This window comes from Aquimarina sp. AD10 (assembly GCF_003443715.1).
In the GTDB taxonomy this organism is placed as follows: domain Bacteria; phylum Bacteroidota; class Bacteroidia; order Flavobacteriales; family Flavobacteriaceae; genus Aquimarina; species Aquimarina aggregata.
In genome coordinates this window covers 5,351,732-5,371,943 of sequence record NZ_CP031965.1, presented here as the reverse complement: position 1 = coordinate 5,371,943, position 20,212 = coordinate 5,351,732, and the positions used below count along the sequence as shown (strand labels likewise).

The following is a 20,212-nucleotide window of genomic DNA, read 5'->3' as shown; positions in this document are numbered from 1 at the left end:
CAATTTTAACCTTACAAGTCTTTTTTTAAATTATTCATAAAAAAAAATAGACTGCCCTCGAGGACAGTCTATTTTAAGAACACTAATTCTGCTCTTATTTAATTTTAAAAGCTTTTTCTTTAGGATAAAAAGCAACAGTTCCTAATTCTTCTTCGATACGTAATAACTGATTATATTTAGCCATTCTATCACTACGAGAGGCAGAACCAGTTTTTATTTGCCCTGTATTTAAAGCTACTGCTAAATCCGCAATAGTATTATCTTCTGTTTCTCCTGATCGGTGTGACATTACTGAAGTATACCCTGCATTATGCGCCATATTTACAGCAGCAATAGTTTCTGTTAATGTACCTATTTGATTAACTTTAATAAGGATTGAATTTGCAATACCATTTTCTATTCCTCTAGAAAGTCTTTCCACATTAGTAACAAACAAATCATCTCCTACCAATTGTACTTTATCTCCAATTTTATCTGTTAGATATTTCCATCCATCCCAATCATTTTCATCCATCCCATCTTCGATAGAAATAATAGGGTACTTAGCTGCTAACTCTGCCAAGTAATCTGCTTGTTCTTCACTTGAACGAATTACGCCTGTATCACCTTCGAACTTCGTATAATCATATTTTCCGTCAACATAAAATTCTGCTGCAGCACAATCCAAAGCTACCATTACTTCATCTCCAAATTTGTACCCGGCTTTCTCTACTGCCAGTGCAATTGAATCTAGCGCATCTTCGGTACCATCTAATGTAGGAGCAAAACCACCTTCATCACCTACTGCTGTACTTAGTCCTCGATCATGTAATACTTTCTTCAAATTATGGAAAATTTCAGTTCCCATTTGCATAGCATGCGTGAAATTTTCAGCCTTTACGGGCATTACCATAAATTCTTGAAATGCAATTGGTGCATCACTATGAGAACCTCCATTTATGATGTTCATCATAGGAACCGGAAGTGTATTAGCACTTACTCCTCCAACATAACGATATAAAGGCATCCCTAGTTCGTTAGCTGCTGCTTTTGCCACTGCCAATGAAACTCCCAATATAGCATTTGCTCCAAGTTTTGATTTATTAGGTGTACCATCTATCTCAATCATTGTTTGATCTATTAGATTTTGATCAAATATTGAGTACCCCAATAATTCTTCAGCAATTATTGTATTTACATTTTCAACAGCTTTAAGAACTCCTTTACCCATGTAGGTATCACCCCCATCTCGCAGCTCAACAGCTTCATGTTCTCCTGTTGAAGCTCCTGATGGTACAGCAGCTCTTCCTAAAACACCGTTTTCTGTGATCACGTCTACTTCTACTGTAGGATTTCCTCTTGAATCTAAAATCTGTCTAGCGTGAATATTAATAATTACACTCATTTTTTTATTTATTTTGTTGGATAATTTTAATTCTTCGCAATATACAAAACAGGTAAATCTTGACCCCTTCAAAAAAGCCTTAATTTACTGTCGAAATTGCAATATTACTGTTAAGTTATCAACTATAACGTTATAGATTAACTCATTATCAAAATACTTAGTTAACTATCAATTTTACTTTGATACTAAGCTGTAATTTTTGCTTTTTTGATATTTTCAATAAATTGATCGAATAGATATGTTGAATCATTTGGACCTGGGCTAGCCTCTGGATGATATTGTACAGAAAAACAATTTTTATTCTTCATTTTAATTCCAGCCACAGTATTATCATTCAAATGTACGTGTGTTATTTCAACATCAGGATGTGCCTCGGTTTCTTCCCTATTAATAGCAAATCCATGGTTTTGCGATGTAATCTCTCCTTTACTAGTTACTAAATTTTTAACCGGATGATTAATTCCTCTATGTCCATTGTGCATTTTATATGTACTTATGCCATTGGCTAGTGCAATAACTTGATGTCCTAGACATATTCCAAACAAAGGCAAATCTTTATCTAATATTTCTTTAGCTGTATTGATTGCGACACTTAAAGGCTCTGGATCTCCAGGTCCGTTAGACAAGAAATATCCATCAGGTCCCCATTCACTCAATTCAGAAAAATTTGTGTCATAAGGAAATACTTTTATGTACACATCACGCTGAGCAAGGTTTCTTAAAATATTCTTTTTAATTCCAATATCTAAAGCAGAAATCTTATATGTTGCATTAGGATTACCAACAAAGTAAGGTTCTTTAGTAGAAACCTTAGACGCTAATTCTAGACCGTTCATGTCTGGCACTTTGGCTAGTTGTTCTTTTAAACTATCTATATTATCTACTTCTGTAGAAATAACCGCATTCATTGCTCCATTATCTCTAATATAACTTACTAAAGCTCTAGTATCTACATCGGATATAGCTAATAAATTATTTTTTTCTAAAAAATCTTGTAAAGAACTATCTGCTCGGTCTCTGGAATAATCAAAACTAAAATTCTTAACGATGAGACCTGCAATTTTAATAGAATCCGACTCTACCTCTTCTTTATTAGTACCATAATTACCAATATGTGCATTTGTAGCGACCATTAATTGCCCATAGTATGAAGGGTCTGTAAAGATTTCCTGATAACCTGTCATTCCAGTATTAAAACACACTTCGCCAAATGCACTACCTTCTCTTCCTACGGCTTTGCCATGAAAGATAGTACCATCAGCTAATACAAGAACTGCTTTTTTTCGAGATTGATATTTCATCTGTTGCATTTATTAAAATAGTATTTCCATTTTCGGCGGAAACAAACCTAGTTTACGATAATTCAAAAAAAAAGGATAAACGTTAAAACGTTTATCCTTTTTCACTATGTGTTTTTCACACTTTTCATTTATTCTTCTTCAGAATTTGCAGTTTCAGTTACAGGGGCTACAGGAGCATCTGCACTTTTCTTACTTCTACCTCTTCTTGTTGATTTTTTCTTAGCAGGTTTACCAGCGTTATATAACTCGTTGTAATCTACTAATTCAATCATTGCCATATCAGCATTATCACCTAGACGATTACCAAGTTTAATGATTCTTGTATATCCACCTGGTCTATCCCCTACTTTAGGAGCAACATCTCTAAATAATTCAGTAACTGCATATTTATTACGTAGTTTACTAAATACAATACGACGGTTATGTGTTGTATCTTCTTTAGATTTTGTTACTAATGGCTCTACGAATTGCTTAAGCGCTTTTGCTTTTGCAACAGTAGTATTAATTCTTTTGTGTTCTATTAAAGAACAAGCCATATTAGCAAGCATCGACTTGCGATGTGCAGTCTTTCTTCCTAAGTGATTTACTTTTTTTCCGTGTCTCATGACATTTTAATTTAATCATCATCTTGCTACAACCCATTTTGAGGAGCAAATTATGATGGATTAGTCTTTATCTAATTTATATTTTGAAAGATCCATTCCGAAGTTAAGACCTTTAACATTTACTAGTTCTTCTAGTTCTGTTAATGATTTTTTACCGAAATTACGGAACTTCATTAAGTCATTCTTATTGTACGATACTAGATCACCTAAAGTATCAACTTCTGCAGCTTTTAAACAGTTTAATGCTCTTACTGAAAGATCCATATCGATTAATTTGGTCTTCAATAACTGTCTCATATGAAGTGATTCTTCATCATAAGTTTCAGTTTGAGCTATCTCATCAGCTTCTAATGTTATACGCTCATCAGAGAACAACATAAAGTGATGGATTAATATTTTAGCCGCTTCAGTTAATGCATCTTTTGGATGTATAGATCCATCTGTAACAATTTCGAAAACTAATTTTTCGTAATCTGTTTTTTGCTCTACACGATAGTTCTCAATGCTATATTTCACATTTTTTATCGGAGTATAAATAGAATCCGTAAAAATTGTTCCTATAGGAGCATTAGCTTTCTTATTTTCTTCAGCAGGCACATAACCTCTACCTTTTTCAATGGTAATTTCAAGATTAAGTGCTACTTTTTTATCCATATTACAGATAACCAAGTCAGGATTTAGTACTTGAAATCCAGAAATAAATTTCTGAAAATCTCCAGCTACTAATTGTTCCTGTCCAGAAATAGATATAGTCACAGATTCATTATCTATATCTTCAATCTGACGCTTGAAACGTACCTGCTTAAGATTTAGAATAATTTCTGTAACATCTTCTACTACTCCAGAAATAGTTGAAAACTCATGATCTACACCCTCTACTCTAAGAGAAGTTATAGCGAATCCCTCTAAAGAAGATAGCAAAACTCTTCGTAAAGCGTTACCAACCGTTAATCCATACCCTGGCTCTAATGGTCTAAACTCAAATTTACCATCGAACTCAGTAGAGTCGATCATGATAACTTTATCGGGCTTCTGAAAATTTAATATTGCCATGTTAGTTTTTCTTCTTTAGCGTTATTACTTAGAGTATAATTCGACGATGAATTGTTCGTTGATATTTTCCGGAATTTGGATTCTTGCCGGAACAGATACAAAAGTACCTTGTTTAGTATCGTTGTTGAAGGTAATCCACTCATAGACTTTGCTATTATTAGCTAGTGAATTTTGGATAACTTCTAATGATTTTGATTTTTCTCTTACACCAACAACATCTCCAGCTTTCAATTGATAAGATGGAATATTTACTTGTTGTCCGTTTACAGTAATGTGTCTATGAGATACTAGTTGTCTTGCTCCTCTACGAGAATTTGCAAGCCCCATTCTAAAGACTACATTATCTAAACGAGATTCACATAATTGAAGTAAAACCTCACCCGTAATACCCTGAGAACGTGTTGCCTTCTCAAACATATTACGAAACTGACGTTCTAAAACACCATATGTATATTTAGCTTTTTGCTTCTCCATTAACTGGATAGCATATTCACTTTTTTTACCTCTACGTCTGTTGTTTCCGTGTTGCCCAGGAGGGTAATTTCTTCTTTCGAATGACTTATCGTCTCCGAAGATCGCTTCACCAAATTTACGAGCGATTTTAGTTTTTGGACCAGTATATCTTGCCATTATTAATAATTTAGTTATTGAGGTGATTATGAATTAAGGTCTCTTTCCTTCGATAATCATAGTTCCCCATTTCGATTTACTTATATATACTAGAAATACACATTCTGAACTTTATTCAGAAAACGGTTTCTAATTATACTCTACGTCTTTTAGGAGGACGACATCCATTATGCGGCATTGGTGTTACATCGATAATCTCTGAAACTTCAATTCCTGCATTATGTAGTGAACGTATTGCTGATTCTCTTCCATTACCTGGACCTTTAACGTACACTTTAACTTTCTTAAGTCCTGCTTCGATAGCAACTTTAGAAGCATCTTCTGCTGCTAATTGTGCTGCATAGGGAGTATTCTTTTTAGAACCTCTAAATCCCATTTTACCCGCTGAAGACCAAGAAATAACGTCTCCTTTTTTATTCGTTAACGAAATAATAATGTTGTTAAAAGAAGCGGTAACATGTGCCTCTCCTACTGATTCAACTATTACTTTACGTTTTTTTGAAGTTGACTTTGCCATACTACTTATTATTTAGTTGCTTTTTTCTTGTTAGCAACTGTTTTTCTTCTTCCTTTACGTGTTCTAGAATTATTCTTAGTACGTTGTCCTCTAAGCGGTAAACCAGCTCTGTGACGAATACCTCTATAACATCCTATATCCATAAGACGTTTGATATTCAATTGCACTTCAGAACGTAATTCTCCTTCAATGGTGTAGGTTCCTACAGCTTCACGGATTCGACCAATTTGATCGTCATCCCAATCAGAAACTTTTATACTCTCATCTACTTTGGCAGTATCTAAAATTTCTTTAGCTCTACTTCTACCAATTCCGAAGATATAGGTTAATGCTATAACTCCTCGCTTTTGTTTAGGTATATCTACCCCTGCAATTCTTGCCATAATTACCCTTGTCTTTGTTTAAATCTAGGATTCTTTTTATTAATCACGTAAAGTCGGCCTTTTCTACGCACAATCTTGCACTCGGCACTTCTCTTTTTTATTGATGCTCTAACTTTCATCGGTTTTTGTTTAATTCCTGAAAGTACAATATACACTTTCAGAAGATATCTTTAACAAGATTTTTCAGCCTGCAAAATTACACAAAAAATCTTAATTATCTAATATTCTTAAAATTATTAGTATCTATATGTTATACGAGCCTTTGATAAATCATAAGGACTCATCTCTAACTTTACCTTATCACCTGGTAACAACTTAATATAATGCATTCTCATTTTACCTGAGATATGAGCTGTTACAACATGACCATTTTCAAGTTCTACTCGGAACATTGCGTTTGACAATGCTTCGATGATACTTCCGTCTTGTTCAATTGCTGGTTGCTTTGCCATTATGCTACTGCTTTTCTATTTTTACCAGATTTCATTAATCCATCGTAATGTCTATTTAACAAATACGAATTAACTTGTTGCATTGTATCTATTGCTACACCTACCATAATCAGTAACGATGTACCACCAAAAAACAATGCCCATCCTTGTTGAACATTTAACAACTTAACTGCAATTGCTGGAAATACAGCTATTAGTGCTAAGAAAACAGATCCTGGTAAAGTTATTTGTGACATTATTCTATCCAAATATTCTGAAGTTTCACTTCCTGGTCGAATCCCTGGAATAAAACCACCACTTCTTTTTAAATCATCTGCCATTTTATTTGTTGGTACCGTAATTGCTGTATAGAAAAAAGTAAATACTATAATCAACAATGCGAATACAACATTATACCAAAGGCCAAAAATATCACTAAATGCAGCTTTGATACTTTGTGACATATCAGAATCAGATAATCCTGCAACTGCCGAAGGAACAAACATAATAGCCTGAGCAAAAATTATTGGCATTACTCCAGAAGCATTTAATTTTAATGGAATATACTGGCGTGAACCAAAAACATTCTTCTCATATCCGCCACCAGCTGTTCTTCTTGCATACTGAACCGGTATTTGACGTACAGCCATTACAAGCAATACAGATGCTAAAATAATAACAAACCAGATTACCAATTCAATTAGTACCATGATCATACCACCACCATCTCCAGAAACTCTAGAAACAAAGTTTTGTACAAATGATTGAGGAAGTGTTGCAATAATACCTACCATAATTAATAGGGAAATACCATTACCAATACCTTTATCTGTAATTTTCTCACCTAACCACATTGCAAAAATACAACCAGTAGATATGATAATTACTGAAGACACAACAAAAACTGTCTGATTAGAAATTACAAAAGCTTCAGGAGGTAATATTGAGAATAAGTTATAGATATAACCTGGTCCCTGCACAAGTGTAATAGCTATTGTTAACCAACGTGTTATTTGGTTAATTTTTTTCCTACCACTTTCTCCCTCTTTTTGTAGTTTTTGCAAATATGGTATCGCTATACCCATTAACTGCACTACAATTGATGCAGAAATATAAGGCATAATTCCTAATGCAAATATAGAAGCATTCGAAAATGCCCCTCCTGTAAATGCATTTAACAGACCAAGTATTCCTTGATCTGTTTGTGATGCCAAACTTGCTAATTGAGAAGCATCAACTCCAGGAAGCACAACTTGCGCTCCGAAGCGATATACTAAAAGTAAACCTAGAGTAACTAGGATTCTATTTTTTAGTTCTTCAATTTTCCAAATGTTTTTTATTGTATCAATAAATTTCATGAGTTGTCTATTATAAGGTTACTGCTTCGCCACCCGCAGCTTCGATAGCTGCTTTTGCTGTGGCCGTAAATTTGTGAGCTGAGACTTTCAATTTCGCCTTCAATTCACCTCTTCCCAGTATCTTAATCAAATCATTTTTCCCCGCTAATCGAGTTGCTAAGATCACTTCCAAATCTACAGCATCCTTGATTTTCCCATCATCTACTAATTTTTGTAGTGTGTCTAGGTTAATCCCTTGATACTCTTTTCTGTTAATGTTCTTAAAACCGAATTTAGGCACACGTCTCTGAAGTGGCATTTGTCCACCTTCAAAACCAATCTTTCTAGAATAACCAGAACGTGATTTCGCACCTTTATGTCCACGTGTTGCAGTTCCGCCCTTACCAGAACCTTGACCACGACCAACTCGTTTACTATTATTTTTTACCGAACCTGCAGCAGGTTTTAAATTACTTAAATCCATTTGCTTATATTATTTTGTTTCTACCGAAACTAAATGTTTAACTTTATTTACCATCCCAAGGATATTAGGAGTATCATCATGCTCCACAACCTGGCCGATTTTCTTAAGACCGAGAGCTTCTAAAGTTCTCTTTTGTCTTTGAGTGCGGTTAATTGCACTTTTTACTTTAGTGATTTTAATCTTTGCCATCGTTCTGTTTTTATCCTTTAAACACTTTTTCTAGTGAAACACCACGTTGTTTTGCTACTTGCTGTGCACTACGCATTTGCAATAAAGCATCAAATGTTGCTTTCACCACGTTGTGTGGGTTAGAAGATCCTTGGTTTTTAGAAAGTACGTCGTGTACACCTACTGCTTCCAATACAGCACGTATAGCACCACCTGCTATTACTCCGGTACCTGTTGCTGCTGGTTTAAGAAATATTCTCGCTCCACCATACTTACCTTTTTGTTCATGAGGTAAAGTACCTTTATGCAACGGAATACGAACTAAATTCTTTTTTGCATCTTCTACTGCTTTAGCAATAGCTTCAGCTACTTCCTTAGATTTACCTAAACCGTGACCTACAACTCCGTTTTCATCACCTACAACAACGATTGCAGAGAATCCAAATGCTCTACCACCTTTTGTTACCTTAGTAACACGTTGCACACCAACTAAACGATCTTTTAGTTCAAGTCCACTTGGTTTTACTAATTCTGCGTTTTTATATTTTTGATACATAATTTCTTAGAATTTTAGTCCTGCTTCTCTAGCACCATCTGCTAATGATTTTACTCTACCATGATACAAATAACCTCCTCTATCAAAGGATACTGTTTCAATACCAGCTTTCTTTGCTTTTTCAGCAAGTGCTTTACCTACTAGGTTTGCTCTATCAATTTTATTTCCAGATGCCGAAGCGATATCTTTATCTCTTGATGAAGCAGCACTAATAGTTTTACCAGTAACATCATCTATGATTTGAGCATAGATTTCTTTATTACTTCTAAAAACAGATAATCTAGGACGTTGTTCTGTTCCGCTCACATTTCCACGGATTCGCTTTCTTATCTTTAATCTTCTTAAGTCTTTTGAGAATGCCATAACTTGGTTATTATGCAGATTTACCTGCTTTTCTTCTTAATTGTTCTCCTACGAATTTAATTCCCTTTCCTTTGTAAGGTTCTGGTTTACGGAAGCCTCTAATTTTAGCTGCAACCTGACCCACCAACTGCTTATCATGAGAAGTTAATTTTACGATAGGGTTTTTACCTTTTTCAGAAATAGTTTCGATTTTCACTTCGGGAGCTAAATCTAAAACTATGTTATGAGAGAATCCTAGAGCCAAATCTAATTTTTGACCTTGATTAGAGGCTCTGTAACCAACTCCTACCAATTCTAGCTCTTTAGTAAACCCTTCAGAAACACCTTGAACCATATTCTGAATCAAAGCTCTATATAAACCGTGCTTTGCCTTATGATCTTTTGCTTCTGTTGGTCTTTCTAAAACCACTTTACCTTCTTCAACTTTTAGAGTGATACTATCAATCTCTTGAGAAAGTTCTCCTAATTTTCCTTTAACAGTAACAACATTTCCTGTCACTTCAACAGTGACACCAGACGGTATAATTACTGGATTTTTTCCTATTCTTGACATTTCTTTTGTCTTTTTCTCTGTTAATATACGTAGCAAAGTACCTCACCACCTACATTCTCTTGTCTTGCCTGTTTACCAGTCATAACACCGTGAGAAGTAGAAACTATCGCAACACCTAAACCATTAAGAATTCTTGGAATTTCTCCAGAACCGGCATACTTACGAAGACCAGGCTTACTGATTCTTTGTAATTGCTTTATTACAGGTTCTTTTGTAAACTTATCGTATTTAAGTGCAATTTTAATAGTACCTTGAGTAGTATTATCTTCAAATTTATAACTTAAAATATATCCTTGATCGAATAATATTTTAGTGATCTCTTTCTTAACCTTAGATGCAGGTATCTCAACAACTCTATGTTGTGCACTGTTTGCATTTCTAATTCTGGTTAAATAATCTGCTATAGGATCTGTATTCATTGTATCTAATTTATGATCTTGGTTTTCAATAAAAGTATCGAACCTTAGATCAATTAATTTACTTTATTATTACCAACTAGCTTTAGTTACTCCAGGAATTAATCCTTTGTTAGCCATCTCTCTAAACGTTACACGAGAAATTCCAAATTGACGCATATATCCTTTTGGTCTTCCGGTAAGCTTACAACGATTATGCTTACGAATTGGTGAAGCATTTTTTGGTAACTTTTGCAATGCTTCATAATCACCAGCTTCTTTTAAAGCTTTGCGTTTTTCTGCATATTTTGCTACTGTCTTAGCTCTCTTCACCTCACGGGCTTTCATTGATTCTTTAGCCATAATTAATTCTTTTTAAAAGGTAAACCTAGTTCGGTTAACAATGATTTTGCTTCTTTATCAGTTTTAGCAGAAGTTTCGAATGTGATATTCATTCCTGAAATTTTATTTACCTTATCGATATTAATTTCAGGGAAGATAATTTGTTCTAAAACTCCTAAAGAGTAATTACCTCTACCATCAAAACCTGTTGCTTTTATACCATTGAAATCTCTAACACGTGGTAGTGCTGTAGTTATCAAACGATCTAAAAATTCATACATTCTTTCGCCTCTTAACGTAACCTTAGCACCAATTGGCATTCCTTTACGTAATTTGAAAGTAGCGACATCTTTTTTAGATATTGTAGGTATAGCCTTTTGACCAGTTATTGTTGTTAACTCGTCTACAGCATAATCAATTAACTTTTTGTCAGCTACGGCTGCTCCAACTCCTCTACTTAAAACTATTTTTTTAAGTTTCGGTACTTGCATTACATTATCATAGCTGAATTCTTCTGTAAGAGCAGACATTACTCTGTCTTTATACTCTTGTTTTAGTCTCGGGATATAAGCCATAACTATATTACTTCATTAGATTTTTTAGAAAATCTCACTTTCTTATCTCCTTCTACTCTATATCCAACTCTTGTTGTTTCTCCTTTCGAAGTTAATAAAGTTAAGTTAGAGATATGAATAGGTGCTTCTTGTTTTACTATACCACCTTGTGGATTAGCTGCACTAGGCTTCTGGTGTTTTGAAACTAAGTTCACACCTTCTACAATCGCCTTATTCTTTTCTTTCAATACTTTTTGCACTGTACCCTCTTGACCTTTATTGTCTCCAGCGATAACACGTACTGTATCTCCTGATTTAATTTTTAGCTTTGTCATCTTTTCAAATGTTTTAAAGCACTTCTGGCGCTAGTGATACAATCTTCATGAACTGCTTATCACGAAGTTCTCTTGCTACAGGACCAAAAACACGAGTTCCTCTCATTTCTCCAGCAGGGTTTAATAAAACACATGCATTATCATCGAAACGGATATACGAACCATCTGGTCTGCGCACTTCTTTTTTGGTACGAACTACAACTGCAGTAGAAACCGCTCCTTTTTTAATGTTTCCATTTGGAGTTGCTTCTTTTACACTGACAACGATCTTGTCTCCTACAGAGGCGTATCTTCTTTTTGTACCACCTAGAACACGAATGACTAAAACTTCTTTACCACCTGTGTTATCTGCTACTTTTAATCTAGACTCTTGTTGTACCATAATTACTTCGCTCTTTCAATTACTTCTACTAATCTCCAGCACTTGGTTCTACTCATAGGTCTTGTTTCCATGATCTTTACAGTATCACCAATATTGCAGTCGTTCTTTTCGTCGTGTGCAACGTATTTTTTCGTTTTTAACACGAACTTTCCGTACATTGGGTGTTTTACTTTTTTAACTTCAGAAACCACTATTGATTTCTGCATTTTGTTACTAGTAACAACACCTATACGTTCTTTTCTTAAGTTTCTTTTTTCCATCTTTCAGCAGAATTAACCGTTTAATTCTCTTTTTGTTAGCTCTGTAGCCATTCTCGCTATAGATCTTCTTACTTTACGCAATTGCAAAGGATTCTCTAATGGAGACATCGCATGAGCCATTCTTAAATCTGAATACGCTTTTTGAGATTTACCAAGTTCCTCTTGTAATTCAGCTGTCGATAATCCTTTAACTTCTGATTGTTTCATAGTTTCTCAAATATTAAGCTCGATAATCTCTAGCTACAATAAACTTAGTTTTAACAGGAAGTTTTTGTGCGGCCAAACGCAATGCTTCTTTAGCTACATCATATGGCACTCCACTTATTTCAAATAATATTCTTCCTGGTTTTACAACTGCTGCCCAATATTCTACAGCACCTTTACCTTTACCCATACGTACTTCAAGAGGTTTCTTTGTAATAGGCTTGTCTGGGAAAATCTTAATCCACAGAGAACCTTCTCTTTTCATATAACGAGTAGCAGATATACGAGCTGCTTCTATTTGTCTAGCAGTAATAAAACTTGAATCCAATGATTTAATTCCGAAGGTTCCGTTTGAAAGCGTATGTCCTCTTTGAGACAAACCTTTCATACGTCCTTTTTGTTGTTTACGGAATTTTGTTCTTTTAGGCTGTAACATTGTTAATTTACTTTAAAAAATTACTTTCTACGACGAGATTTGTTATTACCTCCTCGTCCACCTCCACGGTTGTCACCTTTTCCTTGTTTCTTGGATAAACCAACTAAAGGAGAAAGTTCTCTTTTACCATATACTTCACCTTTCATAATCCATACTTTAATACCCAGTCTACCATAAGTAGTATGAGCTTCTACTAAAGCATAATCTATGTCAGCTCTAAATGTTGATAAAGGAATACGACCCTCTTTATAAGACTCAGAACGTGCCATTTCTGCACCATTCAAACGTCCTGAAATCTGGATCTTAATACCTTCTGCATTCATTCGAATTGCAGCAGCAATAGCCATTTTAATAGCACGTCTGTATGAAATACGGCTTTCTATTTGTCTTGCTACACTAGATCCAACCAAAAACGCATCAAGTTCTGGTCTTTTAATCTCAAAAATATTGATCTGTACTTCTTTTTCAGTAATCTTTTTAAGCTCTTCTTTTAACTTGTCTACCTCTTGACCACCTTTTCCGATAATTATACCAGGTCTAGCAGTAGTGATAGTAACGGTTACAAGTTTAAGCGTACGCTCAATTATTACTCTAGATACACTAGCTTTAGATAAACGTGCGTGTACATACTTTCTAATCTTATCGTCTTCGGCAAGTTTGTCACCGTAGTCATTACCTCCGTACCAGTTGGATTCCCACCCTCTGATAATACCAAGGCGATTTCCGATTGGATTTGTCTTCTGTCCCATAGTCTATATTAGCTTTGTGTATTATTGTTTGCTGCTACCACGATTGTAACGTGATTAGAGCGTTTTCTTATTCTGTGCGCGCGACCCTGTGGAGCAGGACGTAGTCTTTTTAACATACTTCCTCCATCTACACGAATTTCTTTTACAAAAAGGTCAGCATCTTCGATACTAGCGTCTTCATTTTTCGCTTGCCAGTTAGCTATTGCAGAAAGCAATAACTTTTCTAAACGTCGCGATGCTTCTTTAGGACTAAATCTAAGAATATGAATCGCTTTTTCAACTTTCTCACCACGAACCAAATCTGCAACTAAGCGCATTTTACGAGGTGACGTAGGGCAGTTATTAAGCTTAGCAAAAGCAACTTGCTTTTTCTCTTCCTTAATTCTATCTGCCATTTCTCTTTTACGAACTCCCATGACTTAAATTATTTTTTACCTTTATTTTTAGCACCAGCGTGTCCTCTAAACGAACGTGTTGGCGAAAACTCTCCTAGTTTATGACCTACCATATTTTCTGTAACATATACAGGTACAAATTGGCGACCATTATGAACTGCAATTGTTTGTCCTACAAAATCCGGAGTAATCATAGAGGCTCTTGACCAAGTTTTGATTACAGATTTCTTATTAGCCTCAACATTTGCTGCTACTTTCTTTTCTAACTTATAGTGAACGTAAGGTCCTTTTTTTAATGAACGTGCCATATCTTATTATTTCTTTCTACGTTCTACAATATATTTATTACTCGCTTTCGTCTTAGAACGGGTTCTATATCCTTTAGCAGGAAGACCTTTTCTAGAACGTGGATGACCTCCTGAAGAACGTCCTTCTCCACCACCCATTGGGTGATCAACCGGGTTCATTGCTACTGGTCTAGTACGTGGACGACGACCTAACCATCGTGTTCTACCAGCTTTACCACCAACAATTAATTGATGATCACTGTTAGAAACAGCTCCAATAGTCGCCATACAGTTAACCAAGATCATTCTTACTTCACCAGAAGGTAATTTCACAGTTGCAAATTTACCATCTCTAGCCATAAGCTGCGCGAATGATCCCGCACTACGTGCCATAACAGCACCTTGACCTGGACGAAGTTCTATACATGAAATGATTGTTCCTAAAGGTATACTACTAAGCGGCATTGCATTACCAATTTCTGGAGCTATATCACTACCTGAAACGATATTTTGACCTACTTGTAAACCGTTTTGGGCTATTACATAACGCTTTTCACCATCTTGGTAGTTTAAAAGTGCTATGAATGCAGTTCTGTTAGGATCGTATTCTATTGTAGCTACGGTAGCAGGGATTCCTTGCTTATCACGCTTAAAGTCTATAATACGATATCTTCTTTTATGACCACCACCTTTGTAGCGCATAGTCATTTTTCCTTGACTGTTTCTACCTCCAGATCTTTTTTTCGGAGCTAATAAACTCTTCTCCGGCTTATCAGTAGTTATGGCGTCAAACCCATTTACTACTCTAAAACGCTGACCTGGGGTAATTGGTTTTAATTTTCTTACTGACATTTTTTAGTCTTAAAGATTACTATATAAATCAATTACTTCACCTTCCGCCACCTGTACAATTGCTTTTTTATAAGCGCTTGTTTTACCAGTTACCATACCCGTTTTTGTATAACGAGTTTTACGGTCTGGACGGACATTTATTGTACGAACTTTAGTAACAGAAACACCATAAACAGCCTCGACTGCTTTTTTGATCTCTACCTTATTCGCTTTTTTCTCTACCACAAAACCATAGCGGTTATATACCTCACTATCAGCGGTAGCCTTTTCTGTAATAATAGGTTTTATTAAGATACTCATGGCTTCTATTTACTTAAATTCGTTTCAATTCCTTTCAAAGAACCTTCCAGAAGAACAATACTTCCTGCATTAAGTATTTTGTAAGTACTTAATTCTGAGGAAGTTATAACTTCTGAATCTTTCAAATTGCGTGACGACAAATATACATTTTTATTTGACTCAGCCAACACAAACAAAGATTTTTTGTTCTCAAGTCCTAAAGACTTCAAAACAGCAGTAAAATTCTTTGTTTTAACAGTATCAAAACTAAAGTCTTCTACAACTGTTATTGCCTTATCTCCAGCTTTAATACTTAATGCTGATTTACGCGCTAATTTCTTAAGATTCTTATTTAATTTAAAAGAGTAGTTACGTGGTCTTGGACCAAACACTCTACCTCCACCTTTAAAAACTGGAGACTTAATACTACCAGCTCTAGCCGTACCAGTACCCTTTTGTTTTTTGATTTTTCTTGTACTACCAACTATCTCTGCACGCTCCTTAGCTTTGTGAGTACCTTGACGTTGATTAGCCAAATACTGCTTCACATCTAGATACACAGCATGATTATTTGGTTCAATACCAAAAACAGCATCCGAAAGGTCTGCCTTTCTACCTGTTTCTTTTCCGTTTATATCAATTACCGTTACTTTCATTACTTCTGAATCGTTACGTATGCATTTTTGTGCCCAGGGACACAACCTTTAACCACAAGTAAGTTCTTTTCAGGAACTACTTTTAGCACTCTCAAGTTTTGAACTTTTATTTGATCTCCACCCATTCTTCCAGCCATCTTCATACCTTTGAATACTCTCGCAGGATATGAAGCCGCACCAATTGAACCCGGAGCTCTTAATCGGTTGTGCTGACCGTGAGTCGCTTGACCAACCCCACCGAAGTTGTGTCTTTTAACAACACCTTGAAAACCTTTACCTTTAGAAGTTGCTGAAACATCAACAAACTCTCCTTCAGCAAAGTGCTCTACTGTTACCGTATCACCTAATTTGTACTCCTCATCAAAACTTTTGAATTCGACAACTTTACGTTTAGCAACAGTTCCTGCTTTTTTAAAGTGACCTAAAGCCGCTTTTGTAGCATTTTTGTCTGCTTTGTCATCGAAACCTAGCTGAATAGCTTCATAACCATCAACCTCATTAGTTCTGACTTGGGTAACCACACATGGTCCAGCTTCGATCACAGTACATGGAATGTTTTTTCCATTCTCATCGAAAATGCTGGTCATGCCGATCTTTTTTCCTATTAACCCAGACATATTTAAATTATTTATTAATTATTCTTATTTATATTTGAAATTGCTTTCAATCTCTTGCAAAAAAACAGGGTCAAAATACTTCAACCCTGAATGTACTTTTTGCCGTTTTTCCCTTGCACGCAGCTCGGGACATTTTCATATCTCTTGTAGAGATCTCTGATCTATTTATCAGAAATTAGAAATTAAAGTTTCTTATCACACTTTAATTTCCACTTCTACTCCACTCGGTAACTCTAGTTTCATCAAAGCATCAATTGTTTTTGATGACGAGCTATATATATCCAATAGTCTTTTGTAAGAACTTAATTGGAACTGCTCTCTTGATTTTTTGTTCACGTGTGGAGAACGAAGCACTGTAAATATCTTTTTATGTGTTGGTAAAGGAATTGGCCCAGTTACTACAGCTCCTGTGCTCTTTACCGTCTTTACGATTTTTTCAGCAGACTTATCTACTAAATTATGATCGTAAGATTTCAGTTTTATTCTAATTTTTTGACTCATTTCTGTAATAAATTAAGCGTTAACTCCTTTTGCTGCTGCTATTACCTCTTCAGATATATTAGAAGGTGTTTCAGCATAGTGAGAAAATTCCATTGTAGATGTTGCTCTACCAGACGACAATGTTCTTAATGTTGTTACATATCCAAACATTTCTGAAAGTGGAACAGTAGCTTTTACAGTTTTCGCACCTGCACGATCTCCCATATCACTAACTTGTCCTCTACGACGGTTAAGATCACCAACGATATCACCCATATTTTCTTCTGGAGTAATAACTTCTAATTTCATAATTGGCTCCATAATTACGGCTTTTGCAGCTTTTGCTGAATTCTTAAAACCTAATTTTGCAGCTAATTCGAAAGATAATTGATCAGAATCGACATCATGATAAGATCCATCCTTAAGGGTTACTTTAACAGCATCAACCTCGTAACCTGCTAAAGGACCATTTACCATCGCCATTTTGAATCCTTTTTCAATAGAAGGTATAAATTCTTTAGGAACATTTCCTCCCTTAATTGTAGATTCAAACTGAAGTCCTACTTGTCCTTCATCAGCAGGCTCAATAGTAAAGACTATATCAGCAAATTTACCTCGACCACCAGATTGTTTCTTATAAACCTCTCTATGATCTGCAGATTGTGTAATAGCCTCCTTATATTCTACCTGAGGTTGACCTTGATTAACCTCTACTTTGAATTCTCGCTTTAAACGATCAACAATAATATCCAAATGCAGCTCACCCATACCAGAAATAATAGTCTGACCTGAAGCCTCATCTGTTCTTACTGTAAACGTAGGATCTTCTTCAGCTAATTTAGCCAATGACATTCCTAATTTATCAACATCTGCCTTAGTCTTAGGCTCAACCGCGATACCAATTACTGGATCAGGAAAGTCCATAGATTCTAAAACTATTGGATTCTTTTCATCAGTCATGGTATCACCAGTCTTGATATCTTTGAATCCAACCGCAGCTCCAATATCTCCAGCCTCTATATACTCTATAGCATTCTGCTTATTAGAGTGCATCTGATATATCCTAGATATTCTTTCTTTCTTACCTGAACGATTATTCAGAATATATGACCCTGCATCCAAACGACCTGAATACGCTCTAAAGAATGCTAAACGACCTACAAAAGGATCAGTTGCAATTTTAAAAGCTAAAGCCGAAAATGGCTCCTTCACATCTGGTTTACGGATTTCTTCTTGATCTGTGTTTGGATTCACACCTACAATACCCTCCTTATCGGTTGGAGAAGGCAAATAACGACATACAGCATCTAATAAAAACTGAACCCCTTTATTTTTAAATGCAGAACCACAAATCATTGGAATTATTGACATATCCATTACCGCAGCACGAAGAGCAGCATGCACCTCGTCTTCTGTAATTGAATCTTCGTCTTCCATAAATTTTTCCAAAAGATTTTCGTCATAAGCAGCTACTTCTTCAATAAGTTTACCTCTTAATTCTGCAGCTTCCGCTTTTAATTCTTCTGGAATATCTATTATATCGAATGTAGAACCTTGTGTCTCATCATGCCATACAATAGCCCGATTTTTCACTAAATCTACAATACCTTTAAAATCAGCTTCGTCACCAATATTCATAACTATTGGAACAGCATTTGACCCTAACATATCTTTAACCTGCTGACAAACTGCCATAAAGTTAGATCCTTGACGGTCCATTTTGTTTACAAAACCAATACGTGGCACCTTATAATTATCAGCAAGTCTCCAGTTAGTTTCAGACTGAGGCTCAACACCATCAACTGCACTAAATAAAAATACTAAACCATCAAGAACACGAAGAGAACGGTTAACTTCTACCGTAAAATCAACGTGACCTGGTGTATCTATAATATTAAAATGATAACCTTTTGTATCAGCAATTGGCTGCCCATTTTCAGTAGGGAATTTCCATTCACAGGTAGTAGCAGCTGAAGTAATCGTGATACCACGCTCTTGCTCTTGCTCCATCCAGTCCATAGTTGCTGCACCATCATGCACCTCACCTATCTTGTGACTAACACCTGTATAATAAAGTATACGTTCTGTAGTTGTAGTTTTTCCTGCGTCAATATGCGCAGCAATTCCTATATTTCTTGTGTATTTTAAATCTCTAGCCATTTCTTAATGATTAAAATCTAAAGTGTGAGAATGCTTTATTTGCTTCAGCCATTTTATGAGTATCTACTCGCTTTTTAACAGCTGCTCCTTCTTCTTTTTCTGCAGCTATAATCTCTGCAGCAAGTTTTTGAGCCATAGATTTTTCATTTCTTTTACGCGAAAACTGGATCAACCACTTCATAGCAGTAGAAATTTTTCGGTCTGGTCTGATTGGGTTTGGAATCTGAAAAGTAGCTCCACCAACTCGTCGGCTTCTTACCTCTACGTGTGGCATAACATTTGACAATGCGTCTTTCCAAATCTCTAATGATGTCTTTTCATCATTTTGTTTTTTCTCTTCTACGATATCAATAGCATCATAGAAAATTTTAAAAGCAGTTGACTTTTTACCATCCCACATCATCATATTTACAAAACGAGTCACTAATTGATCGTTAAAACGTGGATCCGGTAAAATAGGTCTTTTTTTAGCCTTTCTTTTTCTCATGTCTTCTTCTTAAAGTTTTTAATTACTTCTTAGGGCGTTTTGCACCATACTTAGATCTACGTTGAGTTCTACCTTCAACACCCGCGGTATCTAAAGCTCCTCTAACGATATGATATCTAACTCCTGGTAAATCTTTTACCCTTCCACCTCTAACTAATACTATCGAGTGCTCCTGGAGATTGTGACCTTCACCACCGATGTACGCATTTACTTCCTTACCATTAGTTAACCTAACACGAGCTACTTTACGCATAGCTGAATTTGGTTTTTTAGGTGTAGTAGTATAAACACGTGTACAAACACCGCGGCGTTGCGGGCACGAATCCAAAGCAGCCGATTTACTCTTCTTAGTTATTTTGGCTCTACCTTTTCGTACTAATTGTGAAATTGTTGGCATAATTTGCTTTACACTATTTTTAAATAATTTTATAATATCCCTTTTTAAAGGGCTGCAAAGGTAGAAATATTTTTCAGCAAATCAAATCCTAAGGGATTAATTTTCAAATAGATTTAAAAAGCAACAAAAGAAGTACACAAGAATTACTGTTTTTCCGTATGGCAAAAAATCGCATTGCTA

At 35.5% G+C, this 20,212-nt stretch carries 34 protein-coding genes; all 34 read right to left on the bottom strand.

Annotated features, from left to right (window positions below):
* Nucleotides 1–94: 94 nt before the first annotated feature.
* Complete coding sequence (gene eno / locus D1816_RS22310) at nt 95–1,384, bottom strand: phosphopyruvate hydratase (RefSeq protein ID WP_066314440.1); 1,290 nt, start codon at nt 1,382–1,384, stop codon at nt 95–97.
* Nucleotides 1,385–1,569: 185 nt separating this feature from the next.
* Complete coding sequence (gene carA, locus D1816_RS22305; protein ID WP_118506319.1) at nt 1,570–2,685, bottom strand: glutamine-hydrolyzing carbamoyl-phosphate synthase small subunit; 1,116 nt, start codon at nt 2,683–2,685, stop codon at nt 1,570–1,572.
* A gap of 128 nt (nt 2,686–2,813) precedes the next feature.
* Complete coding sequence (gene rplQ / locus D1816_RS22300) at nt 2,814–3,290, bottom strand: 50S ribosomal protein L17 (protein ID WP_066314442.1); 477 nt, start codon at nt 3,288–3,290, stop codon at nt 2,814–2,816.
* 60 nt (nt 3,291–3,350) lie between these two features.
* A complete protein-coding gene (locus D1816_RS22295; protein WP_118505769.1) occupies nt 3,351–4,343 on the bottom strand; it encodes a DNA-directed RNA polymerase subunit alpha in 993 nt (330 codons plus the stop codon).
* 24 nt (nt 4,344–4,367) lie between these two features.
* Nucleotides 4,368–4,973, bottom strand: coding sequence for a 30S ribosomal protein S4 (gene rpsD / locus D1816_RS22290; RefSeq protein ID WP_066314444.1), 606 nt, complete (start codon nt 4,971–4,973; stop codon nt 4,368–4,370).
* A 133-nt stretch (nt 4,974–5,106) separates the two neighbouring features.
* The gene (rpsK, locus tag D1816_RS22285; RefSeq protein WP_024770858.1) at nt 5,107–5,490 is read right to left on the bottom strand and encodes a 30S ribosomal protein S11; all 384 of its coding nucleotides are present in this window, start codon (nt 5,488–5,490) and stop codon (nt 5,107–5,109) included.
* Nucleotides 5,491–5,498: 8 nt separating this feature from the next.
* Nucleotides 5,499–5,873, bottom strand: coding sequence for a 30S ribosomal protein S13 (rpsM, locus tag D1816_RS22280; protein WP_066314446.1), 375 nt, complete (start codon nt 5,871–5,873; stop codon nt 5,499–5,501).
* 2 nt (nt 5,874–5,875) lie between these two features.
* Nucleotides 5,876–5,992 carry a type B 50S ribosomal protein L36 gene (gene ykgO / locus D1816_RS22275; RefSeq protein WP_013621733.1) on the bottom strand — a complete coding sequence of 39 codons (117 nt, stop codon included), beginning with the start codon at nt 5,990–5,992 and terminating at the stop codon, nt 5,876–5,878.
* 117 nt (nt 5,993–6,109) lie between these two features.
* Nucleotides 6,110–6,325, bottom strand: coding sequence for a translation initiation factor IF-1 (infA, locus tag D1816_RS22270; protein ID WP_010181908.1), 216 nt, complete (start codon nt 6,323–6,325; stop codon nt 6,110–6,112).
* Entirely contained in the window at nt 6,325–7,662 is a 1,338-nt protein-coding gene (secY, locus tag D1816_RS22265) for a preprotein translocase subunit SecY (protein WP_118505768.1), read from the bottom strand. Before secY ends, infA begins: the two co-directional genes overlap by 1 nt.
* A gap of 10 nt (nt 7,663–7,672) precedes the next feature.
* On the bottom strand, nt 7,673–8,125 hold the full coding sequence (gene rplO / locus D1816_RS22260) for a 50S ribosomal protein L15 (RefSeq protein WP_066314449.1): 453 nt from the start codon (nt 8,123–8,125) through the stop codon (nt 7,673–7,675).
* 9 nt (nt 8,126–8,134) lie between these two features.
* A complete protein-coding gene (gene rpmD / locus D1816_RS22255; RefSeq protein WP_027392536.1) occupies nt 8,135–8,314 on the bottom strand; it encodes a 50S ribosomal protein L30 in 180 nt (59 codons plus the stop codon).
* A gap of 10 nt (nt 8,315–8,324) precedes the next feature.
* Nucleotides 8,325–8,849 (bottom strand): 30S ribosomal protein S5, encoded by a 525-nt coding sequence (gene rpsE / locus D1816_RS22250; RefSeq protein WP_066314451.1) that lies wholly within the window; start codon nt 8,847–8,849, stop codon nt 8,325–8,327.
* 6 nt (nt 8,850–8,855) lie between these two features.
* A complete protein-coding gene (gene rplR, locus D1816_RS22245; protein ID WP_066314452.1) occupies nt 8,856–9,212 on the bottom strand; it encodes a 50S ribosomal protein L18 in 357 nt (118 codons plus the stop codon).
* A 10-nt stretch (nt 9,213–9,222) separates the two neighbouring features.
* Nucleotides 9,223–9,765, bottom strand: a complete 543-nt coding sequence (gene rplF / locus D1816_RS22240) for a 50S ribosomal protein L6 (RefSeq protein WP_066314671.1) — start codon at nt 9,763–9,765, stop codon at nt 9,223–9,225.
* Between the two features lie 20 nt (nt 9,766–9,785).
* A complete protein-coding gene (gene rpsH, locus D1816_RS22235; protein WP_066314453.1) occupies nt 9,786–10,184 on the bottom strand; it encodes a 30S ribosomal protein S8 in 399 nt (132 codons plus the stop codon).
* Between the two features lie 69 nt (nt 10,185–10,253).
* Nucleotides 10,254–10,523, bottom strand: coding sequence for a 30S ribosomal protein S14 (gene rpsN, locus D1816_RS22230; protein ID WP_025666456.1), 270 nt, complete (start codon nt 10,521–10,523; stop codon nt 10,254–10,256).
* 2 nt (nt 10,524–10,525) lie between these two features.
* On the bottom strand, nt 10,526–11,077 hold the full coding sequence (gene rplE / locus D1816_RS22225) for a 50S ribosomal protein L5 (protein WP_066314455.1): 552 nt from the start codon (nt 11,075–11,077) through the stop codon (nt 10,526–10,528).
* Between the two features lie 2 nt (nt 11,078–11,079).
* Nucleotides 11,080–11,391 carry a 50S ribosomal protein L24 gene (rplX, locus tag D1816_RS22220; RefSeq protein WP_066314456.1) on the bottom strand — a complete coding sequence of 104 codons (312 nt, stop codon included), beginning with the start codon at nt 11,389–11,391 and terminating at the stop codon, nt 11,080–11,082.
* Between the two features lie 13 nt (nt 11,392–11,404).
* Nucleotides 11,405–11,773 (bottom strand): 50S ribosomal protein L14, encoded by a 369-nt coding sequence (rplN, locus tag D1816_RS22215; protein WP_027392543.1) that lies wholly within the window; start codon nt 11,771–11,773, stop codon nt 11,405–11,407.
* A 2-nt stretch (nt 11,774–11,775) separates the two neighbouring features.
* Nucleotides 11,776–12,033 carry a 30S ribosomal protein S17 gene (rpsQ, locus tag D1816_RS22210; protein ID WP_025741866.1) on the bottom strand — a complete coding sequence of 86 codons (258 nt, stop codon included), beginning with the start codon at nt 12,031–12,033 and terminating at the stop codon, nt 11,776–11,778.
* A 12-nt stretch (nt 12,034–12,045) separates the two neighbouring features.
* On the bottom strand, nt 12,046–12,240 hold the full coding sequence (rpmC, locus tag D1816_RS22205; protein WP_066314458.1) for a 50S ribosomal protein L29: 195 nt from the start codon (nt 12,238–12,240) through the stop codon (nt 12,046–12,048).
* Nucleotides 12,241–12,253: 13 nt separating this feature from the next.
* Entirely contained in the window at nt 12,254–12,673 is a 420-nt protein-coding gene (gene rplP / locus D1816_RS22200; protein WP_066314459.1) for a 50S ribosomal protein L16, read from the bottom strand.
* A 20-nt stretch (nt 12,674–12,693) separates the two neighbouring features.
* Nucleotides 12,694–13,422: a 30S ribosomal protein S3 gene (gene rpsC, locus D1816_RS22195; RefSeq protein ID WP_066314461.1), complete on the bottom strand. Its 729-nt coding sequence runs from the start codon at nt 13,420–13,422 to the stop codon at nt 12,694–12,696.
* 8 nt (nt 13,423–13,430) lie between these two features.
* Nucleotides 13,431–13,838 (bottom strand): 50S ribosomal protein L22, encoded by a 408-nt coding sequence (rplV, locus tag D1816_RS22190; RefSeq protein ID WP_066314462.1) that lies wholly within the window; start codon nt 13,836–13,838, stop codon nt 13,431–13,433.
* Between the two features lie 8 nt (nt 13,839–13,846).
* The gene (rpsS, locus tag D1816_RS22185; protein WP_019386271.1) at nt 13,847–14,125 is read right to left on the bottom strand and encodes a 30S ribosomal protein S19; all 279 of its coding nucleotides are present in this window, start codon (nt 14,123–14,125) and stop codon (nt 13,847–13,849) included.
* A 6-nt stretch (nt 14,126–14,131) separates the two neighbouring features.
* Nucleotides 14,132–14,956, bottom strand: coding sequence for a 50S ribosomal protein L2 (gene rplB, locus D1816_RS22180; protein WP_066314463.1), 825 nt, complete (start codon nt 14,954–14,956; stop codon nt 14,132–14,134).
* 9 nt (nt 14,957–14,965) lie between these two features.
* On the bottom strand, nt 14,966–15,256 hold the full coding sequence (gene rplW / locus D1816_RS22175) for a 50S ribosomal protein L23 (protein ID WP_066314464.1): 291 nt from the start codon (nt 15,254–15,256) through the stop codon (nt 14,966–14,968).
* 5 nt (nt 15,257–15,261) lie between these two features.
* Nucleotides 15,262–15,891: a 50S ribosomal protein L4 gene (rplD, locus tag D1816_RS22170; protein WP_118505767.1), complete on the bottom strand. Its 630-nt coding sequence runs from the start codon at nt 15,889–15,891 to the stop codon at nt 15,262–15,264.
* On the bottom strand, nt 15,891–16,508 hold the full coding sequence (gene rplC / locus D1816_RS22165) for a 50S ribosomal protein L3 (protein ID WP_066314467.1): 618 nt from the start codon (nt 16,506–16,508) through the stop codon (nt 15,891–15,893). The genes rplD and rplC overlap by 1 nt, the downstream gene beginning before the upstream one ends.
* A gap of 195 nt (nt 16,509–16,703) precedes the next feature.
* Nucleotides 16,704–17,009, bottom strand: a complete 306-nt coding sequence (gene rpsJ / locus D1816_RS22160; RefSeq protein WP_010181931.1) for a 30S ribosomal protein S10 — start codon at nt 17,007–17,009, stop codon at nt 16,704–16,706.
* 12 nt (nt 17,010–17,021) lie between these two features.
* Nucleotides 17,022–19,148 carry an elongation factor G gene (gene fusA, locus D1816_RS22155; protein ID WP_118505766.1) on the bottom strand — a complete coding sequence of 709 codons (2,127 nt, stop codon included), beginning with the start codon at nt 19,146–19,148 and terminating at the stop codon, nt 17,022–17,024.
* A gap of 10 nt (nt 19,149–19,158) precedes the next feature.
* A complete protein-coding gene (gene rpsG / locus D1816_RS22150; protein ID WP_024770882.1) occupies nt 19,159–19,635 on the bottom strand; it encodes a 30S ribosomal protein S7 in 477 nt (158 codons plus the stop codon).
* Nucleotides 19,636–19,657: 22 nt separating this feature from the next.
* Nucleotides 19,658–20,032, bottom strand: a complete 375-nt coding sequence (gene rpsL, locus D1816_RS22145; protein WP_024770883.1) for a 30S ribosomal protein S12 — start codon at nt 20,030–20,032, stop codon at nt 19,658–19,660.
* Nucleotides 20,033–20,212 lie beyond the last annotated feature (180 nt).

What these genes read in the sequence shown, in the direction of transcription:
- eno (WP_066314440.1), bottom strand. Translation starts at nt 1,384, where the DNA reads ATGAGTGTAATTATTAATATTCACGCTAGACAGATTTTAGATTCAAGA.
- carA (WP_118506319.1), bottom strand. Translation starts at nt 2,685, where the DNA reads ATGAAATATCAATCTCGAAAAAAAGCAGTTCTTGTATTAGCTGATGGT.
- rplQ (WP_066314442.1), bottom strand. Translation starts at nt 3,290, where the DNA reads ATGAGACACGGAAAAAAAGTAAATCACTTAGGAAGAAAGACTGCACAT.
- D1816_RS22295 (WP_118505769.1), bottom strand. Translation starts at nt 4,343, where the DNA reads ATGGCAATATTAAATTTTCAGAAGCCCGATAAAGTTATCATGATCGAC.
- rpsD (WP_066314444.1), bottom strand. Translation starts at nt 4,973, where the DNA reads ATGGCAAGATATACTGGTCCAAAAACTAAAATCGCTCGTAAATTTGGT.
- rpsK (WP_024770858.1), bottom strand. Translation starts at nt 5,490, where the DNA reads ATGGCAAAGTCAACTTCAAAAAAACGTAAAGTAATAGTTGAATCAGTA.
- rpsM (WP_066314446.1), bottom strand. Translation starts at nt 5,873, where the DNA reads ATGGCAAGAATTGCAGGGGTAGATATACCTAAACAAAAGCGAGGAGTT.
- ykgO (WP_013621733.1), bottom strand. Translation starts at nt 5,992, where the DNA reads ATGAAAGTTAGAGCATCAATAAAAAAGAGAAGTGCCGAGTGCAAGATT.
- infA (WP_010181908.1), bottom strand. Translation starts at nt 6,325, where the DNA reads ATGGCAAAGCAACCAGCAATTGAACAAGACGGAAGTATCATCGAAGCA.
- secY (WP_118505768.1), bottom strand. Translation starts at nt 7,662, where the DNA reads ATGAAATTTATTGATACAATAAAAAACATTTGGAAAATTGAAGAACTA.
- rplO (WP_066314449.1), bottom strand. Translation starts at nt 8,125, where the DNA reads ATGGATTTAAGTAATTTAAAACCTGCTGCAGGTTCGGTAAAAAATAAT.
- rpmD (WP_027392536.1), bottom strand. Translation starts at nt 8,314, where the DNA reads ATGGCAAAGATTAAAATCACTAAAGTAAAAAGTGCAATTAACCGCACT.
- rpsE (WP_066314451.1), bottom strand. Translation starts at nt 8,849, where the DNA reads ATGTATCAAAAATATAAAAACGCAGAATTAGTAAAACCAAGTGGACTT.
- rplR (WP_066314452.1), bottom strand. Translation starts at nt 9,212, where the DNA reads ATGGCATTCTCAAAAGACTTAAGAAGATTAAAGATAAGAAAGCGAATC.
- rplF (WP_066314671.1), bottom strand. Translation starts at nt 9,765, where the DNA reads ATGTCAAGAATAGGAAAAAATCCAGTAATTATACCGTCTGGTGTCACT.
- rpsH (WP_066314453.1), bottom strand. Translation starts at nt 10,184, where the DNA reads ATGAATACAGATCCTATAGCAGATTATTTAACCAGAATTAGAAATGCA.
- rpsN (WP_025666456.1), bottom strand. Translation starts at nt 10,523, where the DNA reads ATGGCTAAAGAATCAATGAAAGCCCGTGAGGTGAAGAGAGCTAAGACA.
- rplE (WP_066314455.1), bottom strand. Translation starts at nt 11,077, where the DNA reads ATGGCTTATATCCCGAGACTAAAACAAGAGTATAAAGACAGAGTAATG.
- rplX (WP_066314456.1), bottom strand. Translation starts at nt 11,391, where the DNA reads ATGACAAAGCTAAAAATTAAATCAGGAGATACAGTACGTGTTATCGCT.
- rplN (WP_027392543.1), bottom strand. Translation starts at nt 11,773, where the DNA reads ATGGTACAACAAGAGTCTAGATTAAAAGTAGCAGATAACACAGGTGGT.
- rpsQ (WP_025741866.1), bottom strand. Translation starts at nt 12,033, where the DNA reads ATGGAAAAAAGAAACTTAAGAAAAGAACGTATAGGTGTTGTTACTAGT.
- rpmC (WP_066314458.1), bottom strand. Translation starts at nt 12,240, where the DNA reads ATGAAACAATCAGAAGTTAAAGGATTATCGACAGCTGAATTACAAGAG.
- rplP (WP_066314459.1), bottom strand. Translation starts at nt 12,673, where the DNA reads ATGTTACAGCCTAAAAGAACAAAATTCCGTAAACAACAAAAAGGACGT.
- rpsC (WP_066314461.1), bottom strand. Translation starts at nt 13,422, where the DNA reads ATGGGACAGAAGACAAATCCAATCGGAAATCGCCTTGGTATTATCAGA.
- rplV (WP_066314462.1), bottom strand. Translation starts at nt 13,838, where the DNA reads ATGGGAGTTCGTAAAAGAGAAATGGCAGATAGAATTAAGGAAGAGAAA.
- rpsS (WP_019386271.1), bottom strand. Translation starts at nt 14,125, where the DNA reads ATGGCACGTTCATTAAAAAAAGGACCTTACGTTCACTATAAGTTAGAA.
- rplB (WP_066314463.1), bottom strand. Translation starts at nt 14,956, where the DNA reads ATGTCAGTAAGAAAATTAAAACCAATTACCCCAGGTCAGCGTTTTAGA.
- rplW (WP_066314464.1), bottom strand. Translation starts at nt 15,256, where the DNA reads ATGAGTATCTTAATAAAACCTATTATTACAGAAAAGGCTACCGCTGAT.
- rplD (WP_118505767.1), bottom strand. Translation starts at nt 15,891, where the DNA reads ATGAAAGTAACGGTAATTGATATAAACGGAAAAGAAACAGGTAGAAAG.
- rplC (WP_066314467.1), bottom strand. Translation starts at nt 16,508, where the DNA reads ATGTCTGGGTTAATAGGAAAAAAGATCGGCATGACCAGCATTTTCGAT.
- rpsJ (WP_010181931.1), bottom strand. Translation starts at nt 17,009, where the DNA reads ATGAGTCAAAAAATTAGAATAAAACTGAAATCTTACGATCATAATTTA.
- fusA (WP_118505766.1), bottom strand. Translation starts at nt 19,148, where the DNA reads ATGGCTAGAGATTTAAAATACACAAGAAATATAGGAATTGCTGCGCAT.
- rpsG (WP_024770882.1), bottom strand. Translation starts at nt 19,635, where the DNA reads ATGAGAAAAAGAAAGGCTAAAAAAAGACCTATTTTACCGGATCCACGT.
- rpsL (WP_024770883.1), bottom strand. Translation starts at nt 20,032, where the DNA reads ATGCCAACAATTTCACAATTAGTACGAAAAGGTAGAGCCAAAATAACT.